Genomic DNA, 20715 nt, shown 5'->3' on the forward strand with positions numbered 1-20715 from the left:
CGAAATGGAGGCCGGCATGAATCGCTTAGCGTTCAAACGGCATTCCAGCAGCAGAGCCTTCGCTTCGGGTCTATGCCTTGGCGCTTTCATCTTGGCGCCGGCTGCCGCCGTGGCGGACGAAAGCGGTGTCAGCTTTTGGCTTCCGGGCCTTTTTGGAAGTCTCGCCGCGGTGCCGCAACAGCCCGGCCCCGCGCTCGCAACCATCTATTACCACACGGGTGTGGAAGCTGGCCGCAACATCTCCTTCCAGCACGGAGTCTCGATCGTCGCGGGTGTCGCCGCGACCGGCGATCTGGCCATCATCATTCCGAGCTATGTTTTCGAAACGCCTGTTTTCGGCGGGCAATTCACCGTCGGCATGATGAGCGTGGTTGGAAACGCCGATGTATCGGCATCGGCGCAGCTGACCGGCCCAATGGGCAATTTCATGGGCGGCGGCCGCAACGAGGGTGTCACAGGCGTCGGGGACCTCTATCCTCAGGCCTTACTGCGCTGGAACATGGGCACCAATAATATCATGATCTATGTCACCGGAGACGCGCCGGTCGGCAATTATAATGCACAACGCCTCGCCAATCTCGGCCTCGGACATAGCGCGGTGGATGGAGGCCTTGGCTACACCTATTTCGATCCGCAGACCGGACATGAGTTTTCGGCAGTCGGCGGTCTTACATATAATTTCATCAATCCGACGACCGATGTCAGAAGCGGCGTCGATTTTCATCTCGATTGGGCCGCCTCGCAATTCATAACAAAACAGGTGCAAGCGGGTGTCGTCGGCTATGTCTACGATCAGATATCGGCCGATGGCGGCGCAGGTAATCGCGTCGGCGCCTTCGAGTCGCGCGTCATAGGCTTAGGACCGCAGCTCGGTTTCATCTTTCCGGTCGGCGACCATCAAGGCTACATAAATCTGAAAGCCTATAAGGAATTCGCCGCGAGAAACCGGCCGGATGGCTGGGATCTCTGGCTTACATTCTCGATTACGCCGGCACCGCCGAGCGAGACGCCAAAGCCCATGGTTACGAAATAGCGGATGGGAAAAGAGCGCATTCAGCGGAAATATGTAGCGATTTACCATCGCAATCATGTTCATATCGATTGTGTAAACATGTCTGCAAAGCAGCGAATATTTTCTAATTAGCGCTGGCCTATGTCCGAATCCGCCTGCGCATTGACGTTTGGATTGCCCACGACCCCTCGATCAAGGGAGAACGAAAATGCTCGCATTTTTACGATCGACGTGCGGCGTTGCCGCCGGCCTCTTTGTCGCGGCGGTCTCGGCGCAGGCGCAAGTTCAAAAGCCCAATATTATTTTCATCATGGGCGACGATGTGGGCTGGTTCAACATCGGCGCCTATAATCAAGGTATCATGGGCGGCAAAACGCCAAACCTCGACCAACTGGCCGCGGAAGGCATGCGCTTTACGGATTATTATGCGGAGCCGAGCTGCACGGCCGGGCGCGCCAATTTCATCACCGGCGAGCTGCCGATCCGCACCGGCCTCACCACGGTCGGCCAGGCCGGTGCCGATATAGGCATGCCGGCAGAAGCGCCGACGATTGCCGGTGCCTTGAAGGCTATGGGTTATGCGACCGGACAATTCGGCAAGAATCATCTCGGCGATCTCAACAAATATCTGCCGACCGTGCATGGGTTCGACGAATTTTTCGGCTACCTCTATCACCTCGATGCGATGGAGGACCCATTCTGGCATTCCTATCCGCCGGCGCTCAAAGATACCGTCGGGCCGCGCAACCTCTTGCACACATGGGCGAGCGACGCGGACGATCCGACCGAGCAGCCGCGCTGGGGCAAGATCGGCAAACAGCGCATCGAAGACGCCGGGCCTCTGCCGCCGCATCCGATGCAAGGCATAAAATACAATATGGAGACCGTCGACGACGCGATCCTCGATTTCTCCTTCCAATTCATCGATAAGGCGGTCGAGCAGAAGAAGCCGTTCTTCGTCTGGCTCAATCCCACCCGCATGCATATCATCACGCATCTCTCGCCGAAATATCAAGCGGTGGAGACGCCGGAGAATGGCTATTACACCGAGGAAAGCGGCATGACTCAGCTCGACGATATCGTCGGCTCGGTCATGAAGAAGCTCAAGGACGGCGGGCTCGACAAGAATACGATCGTGGTTTTCTCGACCGATAATGGCGCCGAGAATTTCACTTGGCCGGACGGCGGCAATACGCCATTCGCAGGCGGCAAGGGCACGGTGCTCGAAGGCGGCATGCGGGTCCCGGCGATCATACGCTGGCCGGACCATGTACCTGCCGGAAAGATCGAGAACGCGATCATATCGGGCCTGGATTGGTTTCCGACCTTCGTTTCCGTGGCGGGCGATTCCAACATCGCCAGCGAACTCCTGCAAGGCAAAAAGCTCGGCGACGTGACCTACAAGGTCCATCTCGACGGCTATGATCAAACGAGTCTGATCACCGGAAAAGGCCCCTCCAACCGGCATGAAATCTTCTATTTCGCCGAAAGCACTTTAGGCGCGGTTCGCATCGACGATTACAAATATCGTTTCATCGATCAACCGAACGGCTGGCTCGGCGGCACGGTGAAATTGGATTGGCCCAATATCATCAATCTGCGGCTCGATCCGCTCGAGCGGCTTGGCATGCCGACCGCGACCAACGGATCGCTTTCTTATTATGATTTCTTCGTCCACGAATTCTGGCGCTTCGTCTATGTGCAGAAAGAAGTCGGGATCTATGCCCAGACCTTCATCGAATATCCGCCGATGCAAAAAGGGGCCAGCTTCAACATGGAGACGGTGAAGCAGCAGATCGAAGCCGCGCAGAAAAAGTTACACAGCCAGTGAGCGTAAGGAAGGTGCAACATGGTTCATAAAACCCTTGGAACTCTGCTCGTCGCTTTTATGAGTTTTCAACCCATGGCGGCGAATGCCGGAACCTGCAGCGAAGAGATCGCCAAACTTCAGAAGCTGGCGACCGCGACCGTGCCGCGTGCTTTCGTCGGGCCGACGGGGCGTCAATCCATCGGCGCTCAGCTCCACCATCAACCAACGCCCGAATCCATTGCGAAGGCCCAGAACAACGCGGCCGATAGCGTCGAACTCGTCTTGAGCAAAGCCAAGGATTTGGATGCTGCGGGAAAAGAAGCCGAATGCATGAGTTCACTCGACAAGGCAAAATATCTGCTCGGTCTTGAGTGACAGCGGCGGGTCGCGACGGTTCCTCCGCCAGGCTTTCGAAAGCGACAGCCTGGGCCGGTGCGATCGGCGCAGCCCTGCTCGTGCTCATCGCAGGCTTTGTTTTTCAACAGCTCCATGCCGAGCCGCAGAGTACCACCGCCTCTGCCGCACCGCATTTTGTCGGCAGCGAAACCTGCAGCCAGTGCCATCGGGCCGAAGCACAGCTTTGGCAAACGTCGCAGCACAGACACGCGATGGACCACGCAAGCGATACGACGGTCAAGGGCGATTTTGCCGATCGGAGCTTTGACTATTCCGGCACGCGGTCGCGGTTTTTCCGCCAGGACGGCAGGTTCCTAGTCGAGACCGACGGGCCGGACGGAAAGCTTGCCACATTCGAAATCAAATACACATTCGGCGTCGAGCCTCTTCAGCAATATCTCGTCGCATTTCCAGATGGACGCGTGCAGGCCCTGCCGTTTGCCTGGGACACGCGGCCGAAGGAAAAAGGCGGCCAGCGCTGGTTTCATCTCTATCCAGATGACGCCATAAAGCACGACGATGTGCTGCACTGGACCAAGTTGAACCAGAACTGGAATTTCATGTGCGCCGAATGTCATTCGACCGGCGTCGTCAAGAATTACGATGCGGCGAGCGATCGCTTCGCCACCCATTTCGCGGAAATCAGCGTCGGCTGCGAGGCCTGCCATGGGCAAGGCTCGCGCCATGTCGCCTGGGCGCGGAAGCAAGATCCCGCCGCCTCGGATGACGCCGCCATGGGGCTTTTGGTGCGTTTCGATGAGCGGCATGGGATCGCTTGGCAGCCCGATCCCGCGACCGGCCTGCCCCGTCGCAGTGCCGCACCGGCGATGTTGCGCAAGGAGCTCGAGACCTGCGGGCTTTGTCACGCGCGGCGCAGCGCATTTGCAGAGGATTGGACTCCGGGGCGCTGGCTCTCGGATACGCATGCCGTATCGGGCCTCACCCGCGGGCTCTTCGAAGCCGACGGGCAGATGCGCGACGAGGTCTATAATTACGGCGCGTTCAAGCAGAGCAAGATGTTTGCGAAGGGCGTCACATGCAGCGATTGCCACGAGCCGCATAGCGGCAAGCTGCGGATGTCCGGCGACGGCACATGTCTGCAATGTCATGCCGGAGATCGCTACGAAACCGCAGCTCACACGCATCATGAAGGCGGGACGCCCGCGCTCACCTGCGCATCGTGCCATATGCCGGAGCGCACCTACATGGTCGTCGATCGACGGCACGATCACAGCTTTCGTATTCCCCGCCCGGATCTTTCGGTGAGCCTCGGCACGTCCAATGTCTGCAATGGCTGTCACGCGGAGAAATCGCCCGCATGGGCGGCTACCGCAATCGAGCACTGGTTTGGACCGAAGTGCGAAGGCTTTCAGCATTACGCGGAAGCCTTCCACGCAGCCTTCGCGGATCAGGCCGATGCCGATGCCCTGCTTGTAGCCGTCGCCGCCGATCGCGATACGCCGGGTTTTGCGCGGACCGGCGCCTTGGAGGCTCTGTCCTCACATGTCTCGCGATCCAATGCCGGTGCGGCGCGAAACGGTCTCAAAGACCCCGACCCGATGGTCCGTATCGGCGCTTTGGAGATGCTCGAAGGTCTTCCCGCTCAGCAGCTTTGGCCGCTTGTCGCATCTTTGCTTTCCGATGAAAGCCGGGGCGTGCGCATCAAGGCCGCTTCACTGCTCGCGACTGTCCCAACAGCCAGCCAGCCTCCGGCCGACCGCGCGGCTTTCGCGCATGCCGCCGGTGAATTCGTCGCCGCCCAGCGCCTCAACGCCGACCGGCCCGAAGCGCGCAGCATGCTCGCCAGCTTTTTTGCAAAGCGCGGCTTCCTCAGCGAAGCCGAGACCGAATGGAAAGCGGCCTTGCGACTGAGCCCGCAATATGCGCCCGCCGCCACCAATCTCGCCGATCTCTACCGCGGCCTCGGGCGCGACGATGAAGGCCTGAGCCTGTTGCGCGCCACGATCGCTATCGCGCCCGGGGATGCCGGGCTTCACCATGCGCTCGGCTTGACGCTGGTGCGGATGAAGCAAAGCGGCGCGGCACTGGCCGAATTGCAGCGCGCCGCCGAACTCGACCCGAATCAGGCGCGATTTACCTATGTTTATGCCGTGGCCTTGCATTCGAGCGGGCGCAGCAAGGAGGCGCTAGCCGTCCTGAAAGATGCCCTCGGGCAGCATCCAGACAGCCGCGAACTCCTGTCAGCCATGGTCAACTTCAGCCGGTCGGACGGCGATATTGGGACCGCGCTTGAAAATGCCGAGCATCTTGCCCGGATTTCGCCCGATGATGCCAATCTTCCCCATATGATCGAGGAATTGCGGCGCCAGCTTCCCTAGAGCGGGATGAGCAAAAGTGTAAGCGGTTTTGCGCCCGCATCCCGCTCTAACTTATTGAATCAATCACGTTTCATGATTTTGGACTGATTCAGTCCAAAATCATCGTGTCTAAGGCACAATTTTATTTTCGAAAACGCTGCGGCTTTTCGGGATCATGCTCTAGGTTGATCCGTATCAACGCGAAGCTTTCGCGATCGGGCCATGTTATCTTTATATGGGAGCGGCATGCGATGCGCTCCTCAATCGGCAGGTGTCAACTGTCAGGGAGGTTTAATGATCCGCCGTAGCATTCTCTTGCTGAGCATTCTTCCCATTCTGGCACTCACGGGCATGTCGCCGGCGCAAGCGCTGGACCCCGACGCGCAACGCGGCTTCAATTTCGCGCGGACCAATTGCTCCAAATGCCACGCTATCGGAAAGATAGGCGATTCGCCTCTGAACGAGGCGCCGCCGTTTCGCACCTTGCACGAGCGCTACCCGGTGGAAGATCTCGCCGAGTCTTTTGCCGAAGGCATCCGGACAGGGCATCCATCCATGCCCGAATGGCGCCTCGACGGCGACCAGATCAATGATCTCATCGCCTATTTAAAGACGTTGTGAGGCGGCAAATCCTAATGACGTGAGACCGCTAATACCTGACCGCGCTCCATCCCCCGGAGCAGCCGTCAGACTGGCGGAACGTGCCCGAGGCCGAGCGGCCGCTGATCCGCCCTCTGCCGACAATCGTCGTGCCGTTGAAACTGGCCTGCGTACTGACCGCACCGCTCGGGCTCACAATGCCGATGACGGCGCCGCTGCTGTCAAATACACGGCCGGCGGAAATGGTGACTTGCCCGGAGGCCCCCGAAGCACAGGAACCGCGCGCCGACACGCTCCAATATCCATCGAAACGTGCCACGCCTCCCGTCGCGGATGATCGTGGGCTGGCGAAGAGAGGCCGTGTTTCGATGAGGCCAAGGCTGAGAGCTAAGAATAAAAAGCACATACCGGTCGAAATGTTTCGCATGATTTTCACCCCTATTCTCAACTCTCATGGGATATGTCCCGACCCATCGGAACAGACCGCGGCAACGATACGGCAGGACGCTCCGTTCTTTTCGCATCTTTCGAGAGCCGCGCGATGGGCCAGCGTCTCATCGGTCCGCCAGCTGATGGCCCAGCTTTTCGGCGATTGCGCAAGCGCGCCGCAGCGGTGCGCGAAAAAACTCTGCTGCGCGACGCATTTGTCCGACCCGCATCGCGCCTTCGCTTCGGCCAGCGCCTCACGCCGGGAATTGGCATTCCACGACATGCCCCATTTATCGACCTCCCGGCCGTAGACGATCGCGGCCCAAGGGCCCAGCGCCGCCGCATCACGAAGGCTCTGCAGCAATCCCAAAGTCGGCTGATCCGACAGAGGCAGACCGGCCTTGGTCTCGAACCCATGTATCGCGTCGGTCATTTCCTGAGACCCCGGATTTCCCGGGTTGAAATTCTGTTCGAAGAGCCGATCTTTGATTTCGTTCAGCAGCCCGGGATCGTCGACCGCAACGTCCTCGCCATGCGCGGTTTTCGCGTTGAGGCGCTTTTCGGCGAGCCCTTTGAATTCGCAAGCCTCGCAGGTTTGAACATAGGCTTTCAATTCATCTGCATTATCGCGCGCGGCATCGAATTGCTGTCTCTCCTTATCGAGCAGACGCATCTGCTTCTGGAACTCGGCAGTCAAATCGTCCGGACATTGAGGACCGCATTCCGTTTGAAACGCGTCGAGCTTGGTTCGATCATAGCCTGCCGCATGAAGAAGATTGGCGAGATGCGATAGCTCGTTCACATTTGCCGGATGCACGAGTTTGGGCGTTTCCGCCAGGAGCGGCTTTTCGGGCTCGAAAAAACGCGTGCCGGCATAAATTCCGCCGCCGACCAAAAACAAACCAGCGAGTGCCGCTGCGACCGGTTTCCATGGCGCAGGCCGAGCCTTGGGCTTCGGTCTGGGTTTGGGTTTCTCACGGTTGAGGGAGTCAAAATATTTGCGGATCTCCGCGACTGTCTGCGGGCGTTCATTTTCATTGAGACGCAAGGTCCAATCGACCAGGCGAAGGAACGAAGCCTCGTAATTCCCAAGACCCGCCTTTTCCGCCGGCACCAAAGGATCTGCCTTGGCCCGCGACAATTGCATCCGATAAAGGGAATCATCCGGCTTTTTGCCCGTAATGCACTGATAGGCCGTTGCGCCAAGCGCATAGAAATCCGTGTAGAAGCCTTGCACGCCGCCCTCGCCATATTGCTCGGGAGGGGCATAGCCGGGCGACATGATCGTCGTCATGCTTTGCCGGGCCTTGAAATCCCGCGCGGCGCCAAAATCGATCAGAACCGCGCTGCCGTCTGGCCGGACAATTATATTGTTCGGCTTGATGTCCCGGTGGAGGACGCCGCCATTATGGACGATCTCAAGGCCCGCAAGCGCGCCGAAAAAAACCTCGCGCAATTGTTTTTCGGGCAAGCGACCCTGCGCGAGAATTTTGTCGAGCGAGACACCTTCTTCCAGATTCAGAACAATATAACCTGTGCCGTTGAGTGCGAAATAGCGGCGGACCTGAGTGAGGTTCGGGTGGCGGAAACGCGCGATCGTCCGCGCTTCGTTCAAAAAGGCGTCGACACCTTTTTTGTAGGCTTCCGCATCCATCTCGGTTTTGGGGCCGACGGTCTTATTCGTGAAACGCACCGCGAGATAAGACGGCAGATATTCCTTGATCGCGACAAACTCGTTCAACAACGTATCAAAAGCGCGATACGTTATTCCAAAGCCGCCATGGCCCAAAACGGAGCGGATTTCATACTCGTGCAGAAAGCCCCCGTTCGGCAGGGCATAAACATGTTCGAGATTGTCCGGTCCCGGGGCGGTTTTCATGAGGCGACGCTTCAGTCACGTATAAACGGTAAGATATTTCGACGCTTCGTAACATAATATCAGCAACAAGATGTAATAGCCGGAAGAAGACGCCACCCTGCAAAGCCCAGACGCGCGATCTATCCCGTTTTAGGCGATCTTCCCGCCGCGATACGTTACGCCCCGGGACCTCAAGTCTAGCGTAAGGCCGCCGTCGGCAGATATTCTTGCCACCCTGGGTTTCTTTATCAGCTTCATACGAAGCCGATCAAAAAATGCTTCGTCAAATAGCGGAATTGGCGCTGGCGGTGCTGTGCGCTACCGCACTCATCGCCGGATCTGCGGTCTTTTGCATCGATTATGCGATGCCCCAACCGGCGCGGCTCGCCCCGCCGAGTTCCGATTTGATGTTGCCGGCTCAGGGGGGCATTCCGGCGAGCTTATTTTCTGGCATTCAGCCCCAGTCAGGTCAACCTGTCCGGATCCGTTTTCGCCGGCCGCATAGTTTCGCCGATGAGCCCGATCCGGTGAGCGTTGAACGAGACGATCCAGAAACGTGAGAGCCCTGTCGGCGAAGCCTGCCGGAGATCATGACGCCTTTACCGGCCCTAACAATCGCCGGCACGTTGACTGCAGCGGCTACCTTCGCATTGTCTTGGCTTGGTATGGTTCCGGCATTCGTTCGACTCAAGATCGCCTAGTGGCGGTCCAACGTCACGAGGGAGTCGATTGAGTCTGCGTTTGCGCGAACTGATCGAATGAACGCAGCGCATCCGCCGCATACATCAACGATGGACCGCCTCCCATGTAAATGGCCATCCCAAGGGTTTCGGCTATTTCCTCGCGCGATGCGCCGAGGCGAGCCAGCGTTCTCGCATGAAAGCCCAGGCACCCATCACAATGGGCCGCGACACCGAGCGCGAGCGCGATCATTTCCTTGGTTTTCTCATCTAATACTTTGGGCTGCGTCGCCGCTTTGCTCATCGCGGCGAAACCGCTCATCGTTTCGGGAATGAGCTTTCGTAACTCGCCCGCATAGGCTCCGATATCGCCTATAATCGATTTATAGTCCTTGCGCATGTCTCGTCTCCTGCCATTCAAGCGAGTGTTGTCGGAACCGGCATATCAGGCCGCCGGTAGTTCAGTGCGTTGCTTCGGCTGCTTTTCGCTGCGCAGCGCCACGTAAATCGCCGGAATGACAAGCACGGTGAGCGCCGTCGACGACGCAAGCCCGAAGAGCAGAGAAATAGCGAGCCCTTGGAAGATCGGGTCGGCGAGAATGACGGCCGCACCGATCATCGCAGCGAGGGCTGTGAGCAGGATCGGCTTGAAACGAATGGCACCGGCCTCCAAGAGCACGTCGATCAAGGGCCGGTCAGGCGTGCGCGCGTGGCGAATGAAATCGACGAGCAAGATCGAATTGCGCACGATAATGCCGGCAAGCGCGATGAAGCCGATCATCGACGTTGCGGTAAAGGGCGCCGCGAACACCCAATGGCCGAGCATGATTCCGATCAAAGTCAGCGGGATCGGCGTCAGGATGACGAGCGGCAGCTTGAACGAGCCGAATTGCGCGACGACGAGGATATAGATGCCCAAAATCGCAACGGCGAAAGCAGCGCCCATATCGCGAAACGTCACCCAGGTCACTTCCCACTCGCCATCCCATAAGAGTGTTGGATGGGATTCGTCGTCGGGTTGACCATGCAGGGCGATCGTTGGCTTCGGCACAACGCCCCAATCCGCCTTGGCGATCGCGTCGTCGACTGCGATCATGCCGTAAATCGGGGCCTCGAATTGACCGGCGAGTTCGCCGGTGACCATTTCCGCGGCGCGGCCGTTATGACGAAAAATCGGAAAGGATGCGGGCTCGCGCGTTACGGTCACGACATCGCCGAGTTCCACCACGCCGCGATTGCCGGGCAAGGCATTCGCTGGAACTGGCGTTGTAAGGGTGCTCGCGTTTACCACCTCCTTGCTCTTGGATAGAGCTATGCGGATAGGAATGGGCTGCCGGCCACCACCGCGATGCGAATAGCCGACTGTCGACCCGTGATAAAAGGCGCGGATCGCATCATAAACGTCGCTTTGCTCCACGCCGTAATATTCAAGGTTGTCCTGGTCGATCGCGATCCGCACGCGCGTCGATTGATTGTGATAGCTGTCGTCGACATCCGTGATGAAAGGCACGCTGGCAAAAGTTTCGCGGACCTTGGCCGCGACGGCGCGTCGCGTGTCGCCGTCCGGACCGTAGACTTCAGCGAGGAGGGTGCCGAGGACCGGAGGTCCCGGCGGCGGCTCAACGACTTTCACGACTGTCCCGGCCGGTAGATCAAGCCCCTTCAACCGCTCGCGCATCTCAAGTGCGATAGCATGGCTCGGCCGGTTGCGATCATCCTTCGGGACAAGGTTTACGGCTATGTCGCCTTGCTGCGGCTCGGACCGAAGATAATAGTGACGCACAAGGCCATTGAAATTGAAAGGCGCCGCCGTCCCGGCATATGTTTGGAAGGAAACAATCTCTTTCATGTCCGCCAACCTATCGACCATCGATTGCAACGCCCGGTCCGTATCCTCCACGGAGGCGCCATTCGGCAGGTCGACGACAACTTGAAGCTCGGTCTTATTGTCGAAGGGCAGAAGTTTGACCGTGACACTCTTAGTGTAGATCAGGCCGAGCGAAGCCAAGGTCGCGAAGCCGACGACGAGCAGAAAGGTCCAGGCGCGCGCTCGCGTCTTGAGGATCGGCCGCGCGACTGCGACATAAGCGCGGCCGAGCCACCCGCTGTTTTGTCCGCCGGGCCGATGTGCCGGCATGCGGCTCTTGCCGGCGATTTTCAGCATCAACCATGGTGCCACGGCAACCGCGACGAAAAAGGAAAAGAACATAGCGGCTGAGGCATTGGCCGGGATCGGGCTCATGTAGGGGCCCATCATGCCAGACACAAAAAGCATTGGAAGAAGCGCAGCGACAACCGTGAGTGTCGCGACGATGGTCGGATTACCGACTTCCGCAACAGCTTCGATTGCCGATTGTGCGCGCGGTCTGTCGTCCGGCATCGCCCAGTGCCGGGCAATATTTTCGATGACGACTATCGCGTCATCGACCAAAATACCGATCGAAAAAATAAGAGCGAAAAGGCTGACGCGATTAAGCGTGTAGCCCATAATACGAGACGCAAAAAGCGTCAGAAGAATTGTTGTCGGAATGACGACGGCGACGACGAGCGCCTCACGCCAGCCGATCGCAACGGCAACGAGCAAAACGATGGAGATCGTGGCCAGCCCGAGATGAAAAAGCAATTCATTTGCTTTTTCATTGGCCGTTTCGCCGTAGTTACGCGAGACCGTCATCTCGACATCTTGCGGAAAGATCTGACCACGCACCGCTTCCAGACGGCGCATGATCGCATCGGCTATCACGACCGCATTGGTCCCGGGCCGTTTGGCTATGGCGAGCGATACCGCGGGGCGGCGCGCAAGTCCGCCGGCGAATTTGCGCACGTCGCTGACGCGCGTCTCATTTGCCTCCGTAGCAAGCGTGATCGTGCTGACGTCGCGCACATAGACGGGCCGCCCATCGCGGGCCGTGATGAACATGTTGCCGATTTCAGGAGCAGTTTGAAGCGTCCGGCCTGCGACAAGGACCCGTTGCTCCTCAGCCTCACGCACGCGGCCCAACTCGAAGGAGCGGTTGGCGCCTTCTATTTTGGCCGCCAGCTGTTGCAACGTAATGCCGTAGAGGGTCAGCTTCTCGGGATCTGGCTCGACGCGAATTTCCTCCGGCTGCTCTCCGACGATATAGGTGAGGCCTATATCCGGCAGTTTCGCCACTTCGACCTGCAACTCGCGGGCAAGCCGGGTAAGGCCATTCTCGCTCCAGCGAGCCGCGGCGGCTTCGGTCGGCATCAAGGTGACGACGACGACCGCGACATCGTCGATTCCTCGGCCGACGATCAGAGGCTCGGGAATGCCGCGCGGGATGCGGTCCATGTTCGCGCGCACTTTCTCGTGCACGCGCAGTATGGCAGCGTCCGATGTCGTCCCAACCAGGAAACGGGCGGTTACGACGACAGAATCGTCTTGCGTCTGTGAATAGACATGTTCGACGCCGTCGATGCTCTTGACGATCGTCTCAAGCGGTTCCGTGACGAGCTTAACAGCATCCTCCGCCTTGAGCCCATTGGCCTCGATGCGGATATCAACCATGGGCACGGAGATTTGCGGCTCTTCTTCTCTTGGCAAGGTGACAAGAGCGACGAGGCCCAATGCAAATGCCGCGAGCAAAAAGAGCGGCGTGAGCGGTGAAGCAATAAAGGCCCGCGTCAGGTTGCCGGCGATTCCAAGCTTCATCTTGCTGTGTCCGGCAGCACGACGGGATCGCCGTCCCGTAATCCGGTCAGGATCTCGAGGCGCGGCTTGCCGTCAATCAGAAAGGCTTCGCCGAGGATCACGGCCACATCGAGCAAACCATCCGGCGTCGCAACGCGGATATAGTCTATGCCGTGCCGCGTCGTGACCGCCTCGGGAGGTACGGCAATGGCCGTGCGCGTACCGACCGGAACCCAAACCAGAGTGCGTTCGTTAACGAAATAGTCGCCGAGTCCAGCCACATCGACATCGGCGATGACCCGGCCGGCAATGATCTCCGGATACACTTTCACGATGCGGCCCTCTCGGGCCTTTGCCATGTCTCCGCCCTTTGCCGGAGAGACGCCACGTTGACCAATGAGGACGGTTGCACCCTCCTTCGTGTCAATCGCGTGGCGCTCGGGCAGGGAAAGCCGCAGATAATATTGGCCGCTGGCGATACGCGCGATTTCTTCACCCGCGAGAATGACGGAACCGACCCTGACGGGCACTGTCAGAATGCGCCCGGTCTGGGGAGCAAGAACGTCACCTTCGCGTGTCCTTTGCTCGACCACCTCCTTATCGGCCTGGGCTGCTTTCACTTGATTAAGAGCAACTTCATAACCCATTCGCGCTTGATCGATTTGGGCCTGGCTCGCGACGTCGCGGGCAAAAAGCTGTTGCCGCCGGTTGAGTTCGCTTTGCGCATTCGAAAGCTGAGAGTTGAGCTCCGTCAGCTTTGCGTTGGCGGCATTGAGCTGCAAAGCGAGCTTGTCATCGACGACTCGACCAATGACCACCCCTTCCTTGACTTCATCACCTTCGCGTACAGTGATTTCGCGGAGCGTGCCTCCAATCTGGGCGCGCGCCGGCAATATCGTGTAGCTCTCGACCTGCCCGAAGACCGCCTTGAGCTCAGGCACAACGATGCTCTTGGCCACGAATTCCTCAGCCACCGCAGGCGGCACGCAAGCACTAAGAAGCCCGAGCACGGCAGCCGAGACAAAAATACGAAAACGGATCATGATCTTTCACGGGTTGTCTGGAGCTGCGCCGAATATCGACGCCGCTGAAAATTCGCCAAAATGAACCGGCGTACTTCGTTATTCGAAGGCAACACCCGACTTGCAGCCGAGCTTCTTGAAAATGAGCGCTGCCGGACAAAAGCCGGTGAACGAGGCCTGAATCAGATTCAAGCCAACGAAGGCCGTGAGCAAATACCAATATGGCGATACATAGAAACCGAGAGCCAGCGACAGAAGCACCATCAGGCCTGCGAACATCAGGACGGCACGATCGATATTCATGTGATTTTCCTTTCGCCGCTCTTTCATTGCACCTACCGCAAAGTCTATTCGGCGGCCTCGATTTGAATGTCCTTGAGCTTCTTGATCCCAAGGAGATCGAGCGTGAAATTCTCGTAGAAGGTTTCGCTCTTGCCCTGACGGATCTTGTGGAGGAAATAACGCTCAAAGCCGACCTTGGCGGCGTGCACCCATTTGCCCTGCGCCGACCAGTTGACGTTGCGTGGCGGGATCTGCGGTTGGGCGACGAAGGCAATACCTTGGTCGCCGAAATCCGCGAGGCAGACGGCATTCCATGTTGCGACTGCGCGCGGGGCTGCGCCGCGGAGCAGCGCGCCAATGTTTTTGGCAGTTGCCGTCACCATGGACTCGATCATGAAGCCGGTTTTGGGAACGCCCACGGGTAGCGGCGTTTTTCCGACTGGCGGAATGGCAACGCAGACGCCGACCGCGAAGACATTTGGAAAGGCCTCGTTGCGCTGGTGCTTATCGATCGTTACGAATCCGCGCGGATTGGTGAGGCTTCCTATGCCACGCACCGCCGGCACACCCCGGAAGGCGGGCAGCATCATCGAAAAGGCGAAAGGCAAGTCTTGCGTGCTTTTGACCGTCCCTTCGTCATTCACCTCTTCGACGATCATATGGCCGGGCTCGACCTTCATCACGCGCGCATTGGTAATCCATTTGATGTGGCGCTCACGCAAAGCGCTCTCCAGAAGGGCCTTCGTATCTCCGACGCCATCAAGCCCCAGATGGCCAATATAAGGCTCGGGCGTCACGAAGGTCATTGGAACGCGATCGCGCGTGCGGGCGCGCCGCAGCGCGGTGTCTAGGATGAAGGCGAATTCATACGCCGGACCGAAACAGGACGCTCCGGGCGCCGCCCCGACGACGATAGGTCCTGGCGCTTTCAGCAGGGCCTCAAAAGCTGCCTTCGCATCGAGCGCGTGATTGGTTTGACAGATCGAATGCGTATGACCATCGGGTCCCAAGCCCGGCACCTCGTCGAAGGCGAGATCCGGACCGGTAGCAATGACGAGATAATCATAGTCGAGGATACTGCCGTCGTTGAGTTCGATGAGATTTTGCGCAGGAAGAACTCTCTTTGCGCCTTCAGGCCGGAGCTTGATCCCGCGTCTTGCAAAGGCGCTCGAAACATCGACGGAGATGTCCTTCGGTTGACGCCAACCGACTGCCACCCACGGATTTGACGGCACGAAGGAATAGGTCGTTCCGAGACTTACGACGGTCAGGTCATCGATGGGCCTCATTTCATTCTTCATTTCATAGGCCATAATCGTTCCGCCGAGACCAGCGCCGAGAATTACAATTCGTGCCATGAAGCTACCCCGCCCTTTTCCATCTGCCGCACAGTCCCACGACAATCGAAGCTCTTGAGATAGCATGCGGATCTTACAGCGCTGAGCTACCAATTATTCGATCTGACACCATTCACGATGAGGCTTTGTCACGATGAGATTCTGCTGCGTGCTGCTGCGCTGACACTCGCGAGACCATCCCTCTCGGTGCCAGGCTTGACGTTTAACATTCAAATATTATAAATTCAAGTCTATGAATGTACAGGATATGATTCCGGCCTCCGAAAGGGCTGCTGAGCTGATGCGCAGTTTGTCGCATCCGCAGCGGCTTCTCGTGCTTTGCGCTCTTGGAAAAGAAGAAATGTCGGTCGCCGAGCTTCGTGAAGAACTCGAAATCGATCAGGTGCCAATGTCGCAGCAGCTGATGCGACTACGGGCAGACGGATTGGTAGAGGCGCGACGCGAGGGCACGACGGTTTATTATCGTATCATTCGTCCGGAAGTTTTGACGATCGTTGAAGCCCTGCATGCGGCCTTCTGCCCATCACCTCGGAAGAAAGGTGCACGTTAAAGGATCGAGCCTGAACCGGGCCAAAAACATCTTGGATCCGGCAGTCGCGGCAAGCGACCCGGCAACGTTCCTTGTTGAGGCTGAGGCGGATTTGGGTTTGACCGGATGGAGCTTTGAGGTTCGCCGGGACACGGCACCGATAGAAATAAGTGCCGTCGGGTTTCGCAATAAAATGCGTTCGCACCGGTGATGCGGCCATCATGGAAAATGATTTTTGCCGCAGTGGATCACCTCAAGTATCACCTTGAGAGCTACTGCAGCACCTTAAGCACTTGAATTAACGCTACTATTCGGCGATTACTTGGTGCCCTGGAGAGGACTCGAACCTCCACAGCTTTCACCACAGGTACCTGAAACCTGCGCGTCTACCAATTCCGCCACCAGGGCATGCCATGTCCTTAAAAGGCCATGCCATTCCTTGTCAATGAGCACGGGCGCAAGGCTTGTGATGCCAAGCCCGGTTGAAGCCCTGTACAGGCGTTTTGGTCTCGCTTAAAGGATGCGGCATCCCTGCTCTTCCGGAGCCAATAGCATGGCCGAATATCAGCTGAAAACAGACCGCCTCGTCACGGTTTTCGGAGGCTCGGGCTTTGTCGGCCGCCATGTGGTGCGCGCGCTCGCACAAGCCGGCTGGCGGGTGCGCGTTGCGACGCGGCGTCCGGATCTCGCCTTTTTCCTGCAACCGGCCGGCAAAGTCGGCCAGATCCACGCGGTCCAGGCCAATATCCGCTACCCTGATTCGATCGCCGCCGCCGTGCGGGAGGCCTATGGCGTCATCAATCTCGTCGGCATTTTGAGCCCCTCCGGCGCGCAGACCTTCGACACCATCCAGCATAAGGGCGCAGAGGCCGTCGCAAAGGCAGCGGCTTCGGCCGGCGCCCGTTATTTCGTGCAAATGTCGGCGATCGGCGCCGATCCAGGCTCCGCCTCTGCCTATGCCAAAGCAAAGGCCGAAGGCGAAGCAGCCGTGCGTCAAGCCTTTCCTGGCGCCACGATCCTGCGGCCGTCCGTGGTTTTTGGACCGGAAGATGATTTCTTCAACCGCTTCGCCACAATGGCGCAGTTGATGCCGGCCTTGCCGCTGATCGGCGGCGGCAAGACGCGGCTCCAGCCCGTCTATGCTGGCGATGTCGGCGCGGCCGTCGCGGCGAGCCTCGATGAGAAGGCCTGCGGCAAGCTTTATGAACTCGGCGGCCCGGACGTGGCGACAATGCACGAGATCATGGCCTATGTGCTCACTGTGACCGGCCGCAAGCGGCTGCTTCTGCCTTTGCCCTTCGGGCTTGCGAAACTCGTTGGATTCGGCAGCGAAATCGCGTCGGCGCTGTCATTGGGGCTTTTGCCCTCAGCCTTCCACGTCACGCGCGATCAGATCGAATTGCTGCGGCACGATAATGTGGTCTCGCCCGAGGCGGAGGCCGAGGGCCGCGTTCTGGCCGGGCTCGGCATCGCGCCGACTTCCTATGAGTCGATCGTACCGACCTATCTCTACCGCTTCCGCAAGACCGGACAATTCGCGGACCCAAAGGTGGCGTGAGGCGACGACGGTCAAACGCCCGCCTGTCCCGCCACCAGCTCCGGCTTCAAAATATCCTTGGAGATCCGCACCATGAAAGCCGTGGCGAACAGCGGCGTCAAAAGATTGAGGATCGGCACCAACAAGAAGGCCGCGATGAAAAGCCCGGCCACGAATAGTCTCAACACATTCTGCTGGCGCAGGCGGCGCACCCTGGCGATCGGCAGATAGCGCAAGGCGGATAATTCGAAATAGCCGCGCCCGAACAAATAGGCATTGGCGCCGAAAAAGGCGACGGCGTTCACACCCGGCACGAGAAGCAGCAAAAGCGCGATCAGGTTCACGAGCACAGCGACCAGAGCGAATTTGATCGCGAGCCAGACCGTGTCCCCGACCGGGGGCGCCCTGCCGACCGGACCTTGCGCCTCGCGCTCGACCTCTTCGGCCAACTCGTCGAAAAAGAACCCTGCGACGACGAAGGAGGTCGGCGCCACGACGAATGCCAATGTCACGACAAGGCCGATCCCGGTCAAAACCGAGAGCAGCGTGTTCGCCCAGGGATAGGGCAGCGCGATGAAATGGATGATGAACTTGTCGAGGGCAACGAAAACCAGGGCGAGAAGCACCAGCGTCAGGCCCAAGGTTTTGTAGAGCACGGCCCGGAAGGGCGGCGTGAACATTTGCATCAAAGCTTCGGTCGCGGCATCGATCATCATCTCACCCAGGTTTAACAAAGCCGGCAAGCGCGGCAATTGTGGTGTCCACGCCCTCGATTGACCCCGGAGAAAAGGCCCGTTAAGCCCTAAGCCATTCCAAGCCTGAAAGAATAGACTTGCACGACGGCACCGACGACAGAGCGCATTTTTCCTTCCGCCATGATTGGACGGTCGAGGAGATTCTCGCCATCCATGATCTACCTTTGCTCGAGCTGATCTCAAGAGCGAATGCGCTGCATCGCGCGCATCAGGATGTCGGCGACGTGCAGAAGGCGAGCCTGCTCAGCATCAAGACGGGTCATTGTCCCGAAGATTGCGGCTATTGTCCGCAGTCTTCACACCATGGCGACGTCGATATCGAGGCCGCCGATCTGATGCGCGTCGATCACGTGCTGGAGAAGGCGAAGCTAGCCCGCGCCGCTGGCGCCGACCGGTTCTGCATGGGCGCCGCCTGGCGCCAGGTGCGCGATGGCGCGGAATTCGATGCCGTGCTCGATATGGTGAAAGGCGTGCGTGCGCTCGGCATGGAGGCTTGCGTCACCTTGGGCATGCTTAACGAGAGCCAGGCCCAAAGGCTGAAACAGGCGGGGCTTACCGCCTATAATCACAATCTCGATACGGGGCCGGACTATTACGGCGAGATCATCTCGACACGAACCTATGACGACCGTCTTGAGACGCTTGCCGCCGTGCGCGGCGCCGGCATAGAAATGTGCTGCGGCGGCATTATCGGCATGGGCGAAAGCACGGCCGATCGCGCCGCCATGCTGCGCGTGCTCGCAGCATTCGATCCGCATCCCGAAAGCGTCCCGATCAATGCGCTTGTGCCCGTGGCCGGCACGCCGCTGGGGCAAAGAGAGCGCGTCGATCCGCTCGATCTCGTGCGCATGATCGCAACGACGCGCATCCTGATGCCGAAGGCGCGGGTCAGGCTCTCCGCGGGCCGCTCCGATCTCTCCCGCGAGACGCAGATTCTCTGCATGGTTGCAGGTGCCAATTCCATCTTCTATGGCGAGACGCTGCTGACGACGCCTAATGCCGAAGTCCATGCGGATAATGCGCTTTTCGCCGCACTCGCCGGCTTGGCGCCACGCTGACGCTACGTCCGAGAGCGTTTCAGGCGCCCCGCCTGGCGATACCCGGCAGCAACACGCAGCGAATTTTCTCTGAAGTGTTCTCTATTGAACGTGACTCTGGCCTCGCATGAGCTATTGGAAAATGAGACGCGTATCTGTTTGTTTATAACATTTCGAAGCAGCGGTCTTAAGACTTGGTCTTATGAATGGCCGCACGCCAGACGAAGCGATCGCAATTCAGAATCGACGTCCAGACAAGACATTGCGGGGAGGAGCAGATTGGGCCGATTGATCGCATTTCCGACCGTTTCGAGCGGTGGGCCGGAGTTTGGCTCCTTTTGGCCGCGACTCCTCACGCGCACGCAGGCGGCAACCTATTGCGGTCTCACGACTTCGGCCTTTCTCAAGACCTGCCCCGTTCTCCCGACGACCGCGGATCGGGACGCGCAATGCGAGCGTTTCGACAGATATGAGCTTGATGCCTGGATCGACCGCAATTGCGAGACGTCCGATCAAAATGGCTGGCTCAACTGGCTGGCGCTGATGGCAGGAAAGGCGTCGTGAAGGCCCGCGAAGCCGCCGGCGTGGACACAGTTTAGCCTTTCGCCTTTCGAAACCATGATTTAGAGCCATCAGACCCGCTCGGAAAGGGTCTTCATGCCGCTCGACGTCGTCGATCTCAGGTCCTTCTACCATTCGCCCCTGGGCGAAGTGACCCGGCGTCTCGTCGGACGCATTCTGCGGCAGCGGTTTTCGAATTGCGCCGGCCTGTCGGTCGTCGGCATCGGCTATGCCACGCCCTATCTCGGCGTCTACAAGCCCGAGGCGTTGCGCGTGCTGGCCTTCATGCCGGCGGAGCAAGGCGTCGTGAACTGGCCGTCTTCGGGCCTCTCGTCCTCGGCGCTGGTCGAGACCCATATGATGCCCCTGCCCGACGCCTGCATCGATCGCGTGCTCGTCGTCCATGCGCTCGAAGGCACCGAACATCCGCATGAGCTTCTGGCCGAAATCTGGCGCATCCTGACGCCGGGCGGCCGGGTGCTCATCGTCACGCCGAGCCGTTCCGGCCTATGGGCGCGGCTCGACACGACGCCCTTCGGCCATGGCCAGCCCTATTCGCGCAGCCAATTGCATCAATTGATGCGCGAGACCTGGTTCTCGCCGACGCATTGGACCGAAGCGCTTTACGCGCCGCCGTTCAAGGGGCGGATGCTGTTGCGCTCGACGCTCGCGATCGAGAGGGTCGGCGCGTTTTTGTCCCTGCCCGGCGCCGGCATCATCATCATCGAAGCGATGAAACAGCTTTATCGTCCGATCATGCAGCGGCGGCTCGAAAGGGCGCAGCAGAGATGGGCACCGGTGTTCCGGCCGAACGTGATTGCGCCCTTGGTTCGAGTTGGAGACGATTAGACCGTCGTCCTCGTGCCGAGGAGCGTCCGC

The 20715-nt window shown here is 59.0% G+C and carries 18 protein-coding genes and 1 tRNA gene; 11 read left to right on the forward strand and 8 right to left on the reverse strand.

The window, feature by feature from the left end; genetic code table 11:
• Positions 1-16: 16 nt before the first annotated feature.
• The 5 genes from A3OQ_RS0120330 (at position 17) to A3OQ_RS0120350 (ending at position 6157) form a co-directional block, all read left to right on the forward strand.
• On the forward strand, positions 17-1033 hold the full coding sequence (locus A3OQ_RS0120330) for a SphA family protein (RefSeq protein WP_152428548.1): 1017 nt from the start codon (positions 17-19) through the stop codon (positions 1031-1033).
• A gap of 187 nt (positions 1034-1220) precedes the next feature.
• Positions 1221-2843 carry an arylsulfatase gene (locus A3OQ_RS0120335; protein ID WP_020177290.1) on the forward strand — a complete coding sequence of 541 codons (1623 nt, stop codon included), beginning with the start codon at positions 1221-1223 and terminating at the stop codon, positions 2841-2843.
• A gap of 18 nt (positions 2844-2861) precedes the next feature.
• The gene (locus tag A3OQ_RS0120340; RefSeq protein ID WP_020177291.1) at positions 2862-3197 is read left to right on the forward strand and encodes a hypothetical protein; all 336 of its coding nucleotides are present in this window, start codon (positions 2862-2864) and stop codon (positions 3195-3197) included.
• Complete coding sequence (locus A3OQ_RS0120345) at positions 3194-5557, forward strand: tetratricopeptide repeat protein (protein ID WP_020177292.1); 2364 nt, start codon at positions 3194-3196, stop codon at positions 5555-5557. Before A3OQ_RS0120340 ends, A3OQ_RS0120345 begins: the two co-directional genes overlap by 4 nt.
• Before the next feature lie 273 nt (positions 5558-5830).
• Positions 5831-6157 carry a c-type cytochrome gene (locus tag A3OQ_RS0120350; RefSeq protein ID WP_020177293.1) on the forward strand — a complete coding sequence of 109 codons (327 nt, stop codon included), beginning with the start codon at positions 5831-5833 and terminating at the stop codon, positions 6155-6157.
• 430 nt (positions 6158-6587) lie between these two features.
• On the opposite strand, the gene A3OQ_RS23830 is transcribed toward A3OQ_RS0120350, so the two are convergent.
• A complete protein-coding gene (locus A3OQ_RS23830; RefSeq protein WP_020177295.1) occupies positions 6588-8444 on the reverse strand; it encodes a protein kinase domain-containing protein in 1857 nt (618 codons plus the stop codon).
• A gap of 206 nt (positions 8445-8650) precedes the next feature.
• Here A3OQ_RS23830 and A3OQ_RS0120360 point away from each other — a divergent pair, with 206 nt between their 5' ends.
• Positions 8651-8983 (forward strand): hypothetical protein, encoded by a 333-nt coding sequence (locus tag A3OQ_RS0120360; RefSeq protein ID WP_152428549.1) that lies wholly within the window; start codon positions 8651-8653, stop codon positions 8981-8983.
• 154 nt (positions 8984-9137) lie between these two features.
• Here A3OQ_RS0120360 and A3OQ_RS0120365 read toward each other — a convergent pair whose 3' ends face one another.
• The 5 genes from A3OQ_RS0120365 to A3OQ_RS0120385 form a co-directional block, all read right to left on the reverse strand.
• A complete protein-coding gene (locus A3OQ_RS0120365) occupies positions 9138-9503 on the reverse strand; it encodes a carboxymuconolactone decarboxylase family protein (RefSeq protein ID WP_020177297.1) in 366 nt (121 codons plus the stop codon).
• Between the two features lie 45 nt (positions 9504-9548).
• A complete protein-coding gene (locus tag A3OQ_RS0120370; RefSeq protein WP_020177298.1) occupies positions 9549-12776 on the reverse strand; it encodes an efflux RND transporter permease subunit in 3228 nt (1075 codons plus the stop codon).
• Positions 12773-13798, reverse strand: a complete 1026-nt coding sequence (locus A3OQ_RS0120375; RefSeq protein WP_020177299.1) for an efflux RND transporter periplasmic adaptor subunit — start codon at positions 13796-13798, stop codon at positions 12773-12775. The genes A3OQ_RS0120370 and A3OQ_RS0120375 overlap by 4 nt, the downstream gene beginning before the upstream one ends.
• A gap of 78 nt (positions 13799-13876) precedes the next feature.
• Positions 13877-14080 carry a YgaP family membrane protein gene (locus A3OQ_RS0120380; protein ID WP_020177300.1) on the reverse strand — a complete coding sequence of 68 codons (204 nt, stop codon included), beginning with the start codon at positions 14078-14080 and terminating at the stop codon, positions 13877-13879.
• A gap of 44 nt (positions 14081-14124) precedes the next feature.
• On the reverse strand, positions 14125-15417 hold the full coding sequence (locus A3OQ_RS0120385; RefSeq protein ID WP_020177301.1) for an NAD(P)/FAD-dependent oxidoreductase: 1293 nt from the start codon (positions 15415-15417) through the stop codon (positions 14125-14127).
• 232 nt (positions 15418-15649) lie between these two features.
• Here A3OQ_RS0120385 and A3OQ_RS23200 point away from each other — a divergent pair, with 232 nt between their 5' ends.
• A complete protein-coding gene (locus A3OQ_RS23200; RefSeq protein WP_020177302.1) occupies positions 15650-15967 on the forward strand; it encodes an ArsR/SmtB family transcription factor in 318 nt (105 codons plus the stop codon).
• A 302-nt stretch (positions 15968-16269) separates the two neighbouring features.
• Here A3OQ_RS23200 and A3OQ_RS0120395 read toward each other — a convergent pair.
• A tRNA-Leu gene (locus tag A3OQ_RS0120395) sits at positions 16270-16354 on the reverse strand.
• A gap of 145 nt (positions 16355-16499) precedes the next feature.
• On the opposite strand from A3OQ_RS0120395, the gene A3OQ_RS0120400 reads away from it, so the two are divergent.
• Entirely contained in the window at positions 16500-17504 is a 1005-nt protein-coding gene (locus A3OQ_RS0120400; protein WP_026596063.1) for a complex I NDUFA9 subunit family protein, read from the forward strand.
• 11 nt (positions 17505-17515) lie between these two features.
• Here A3OQ_RS0120400 and A3OQ_RS0120405 read toward each other — a convergent pair whose 3' ends face one another.
• Entirely contained in the window at positions 17516-18235 is a 720-nt protein-coding gene (locus A3OQ_RS0120405; RefSeq protein WP_244427213.1) for a sulfate transporter family protein, read from the reverse strand.
• 80 nt (positions 18236-18315) lie between these two features.
• Here A3OQ_RS0120405 and bioB point away from each other — a divergent pair, with 80 nt between their 5' ends.
• The 3 genes from bioB (at position 18316) to A3OQ_RS0120420 (ending at position 20685) form a co-directional block, all read left to right on the forward strand.
• Positions 18316-19296 carry a biotin synthase BioB gene (gene bioB, locus A3OQ_RS0120410; RefSeq protein WP_020177305.1) on the forward strand — a complete coding sequence of 327 codons (981 nt, stop codon included), beginning with the start codon at positions 18316-18318 and terminating at the stop codon, positions 19294-19296.
• Positions 19297-19563: 267 nt separating this feature from the next.
• Positions 19564-19839, forward strand: coding sequence for a hypothetical protein (locus A3OQ_RS0120415; RefSeq protein WP_026596064.1), 276 nt, complete (start codon positions 19564-19566; stop codon positions 19837-19839).
• Between the two features lie 93 nt (positions 19840-19932).
• Positions 19933-20685, forward strand: coding sequence for a class I SAM-dependent methyltransferase (locus A3OQ_RS0120420; RefSeq protein ID WP_020177307.1), 753 nt, complete (start codon positions 19933-19935; stop codon positions 20683-20685).
• The last annotated feature ends 30 nt before the right edge of the window (positions 20686-20715 follow it).

It is taken from the genome of Methyloferula stellata AR4 (assembly GCF_000385335.1).
Taxonomy (GTDB): domain Bacteria; phylum Pseudomonadota; class Alphaproteobacteria; order Rhizobiales; family Beijerinckiaceae; genus Methyloferula; species Methyloferula stellata.

Excerpts from the sequence above, each read along its gene's own strand:
- A3OQ_RS0120375 (WP_020177299.1), bottom strand. The coding sequence starts at position 13,798 with ATGATCCGTTTTCGTATTTTTGTCTCGGCTGCCGTGCTCGGGCTTCTT.
- A3OQ_RS0120330 (WP_152428548.1), top strand. The coding sequence starts at position 17 with ATGAATCGCTTAGCGTTCAAACGGCATTCCAGCAGCAGAGCCTTCGCT.
- A3OQ_RS0120385 (WP_020177301.1), bottom strand. The coding sequence starts at position 15,417 with ATGGCACGAATTGTAATTCTCGGCGCTGGTCTCGGCGGAACGATTATG.
- A3OQ_RS23200 (WP_020177302.1), top strand. The coding sequence starts at position 15,650 with ATGAATGTACAGGATATGATTCCGGCCTCCGAAAGGGCTGCTGAGCTG.
- A3OQ_RS0120350 (WP_020177293.1), top strand. The coding sequence starts at position 5,831 with ATGATCCGCCGTAGCATTCTCTTGCTGAGCATTCTTCCCATTCTGGCA.
- A3OQ_RS0120380 (WP_020177300.1), bottom strand. The coding sequence starts at position 14,080 with ATGAATATCGATCGTGCCGTCCTGATGTTCGCAGGCCTGATGGTGCTT.
- A3OQ_RS0120400 (WP_026596063.1), top strand. The coding sequence starts at position 16,500 with ATGGCCGAATATCAGCTGAAAACAGACCGCCTCGTCACGGTTTTCGGA.
- A3OQ_RS0120420 (WP_020177307.1), top strand. The coding sequence starts at position 19,933 with ATGCCGCTCGACGTCGTCGATCTCAGGTCCTTCTACCATTCGCCCCTG.
- A3OQ_RS0120340 (WP_020177291.1), top strand. The coding sequence starts at position 2,862 with ATGGTTCATAAAACCCTTGGAACTCTGCTCGTCGCTTTTATGAGTTTT.
- A3OQ_RS23830 (WP_020177295.1), bottom strand. The coding sequence starts at position 8,444 with ATGAAAACCGCCCCGGGACCGGACAATCTCGAACATGTTTATGCCCTG.
- A3OQ_RS0120335 (WP_020177290.1), top strand. The coding sequence starts at position 1,221 with ATGCTCGCATTTTTACGATCGACGTGCGGCGTTGCCGCCGGCCTCTTT.
- A3OQ_RS0120365 (WP_020177297.1), bottom strand. The coding sequence starts at position 9,503 with ATGCGCAAGGACTATAAATCGATTATAGGCGATATCGGAGCCTATGCG.
- A3OQ_RS0120370 (WP_020177298.1), bottom strand. The coding sequence starts at position 12,776 with ATGAAGCTTGGAATCGCCGGCAACCTGACGCGGGCCTTTATTGCTTCA.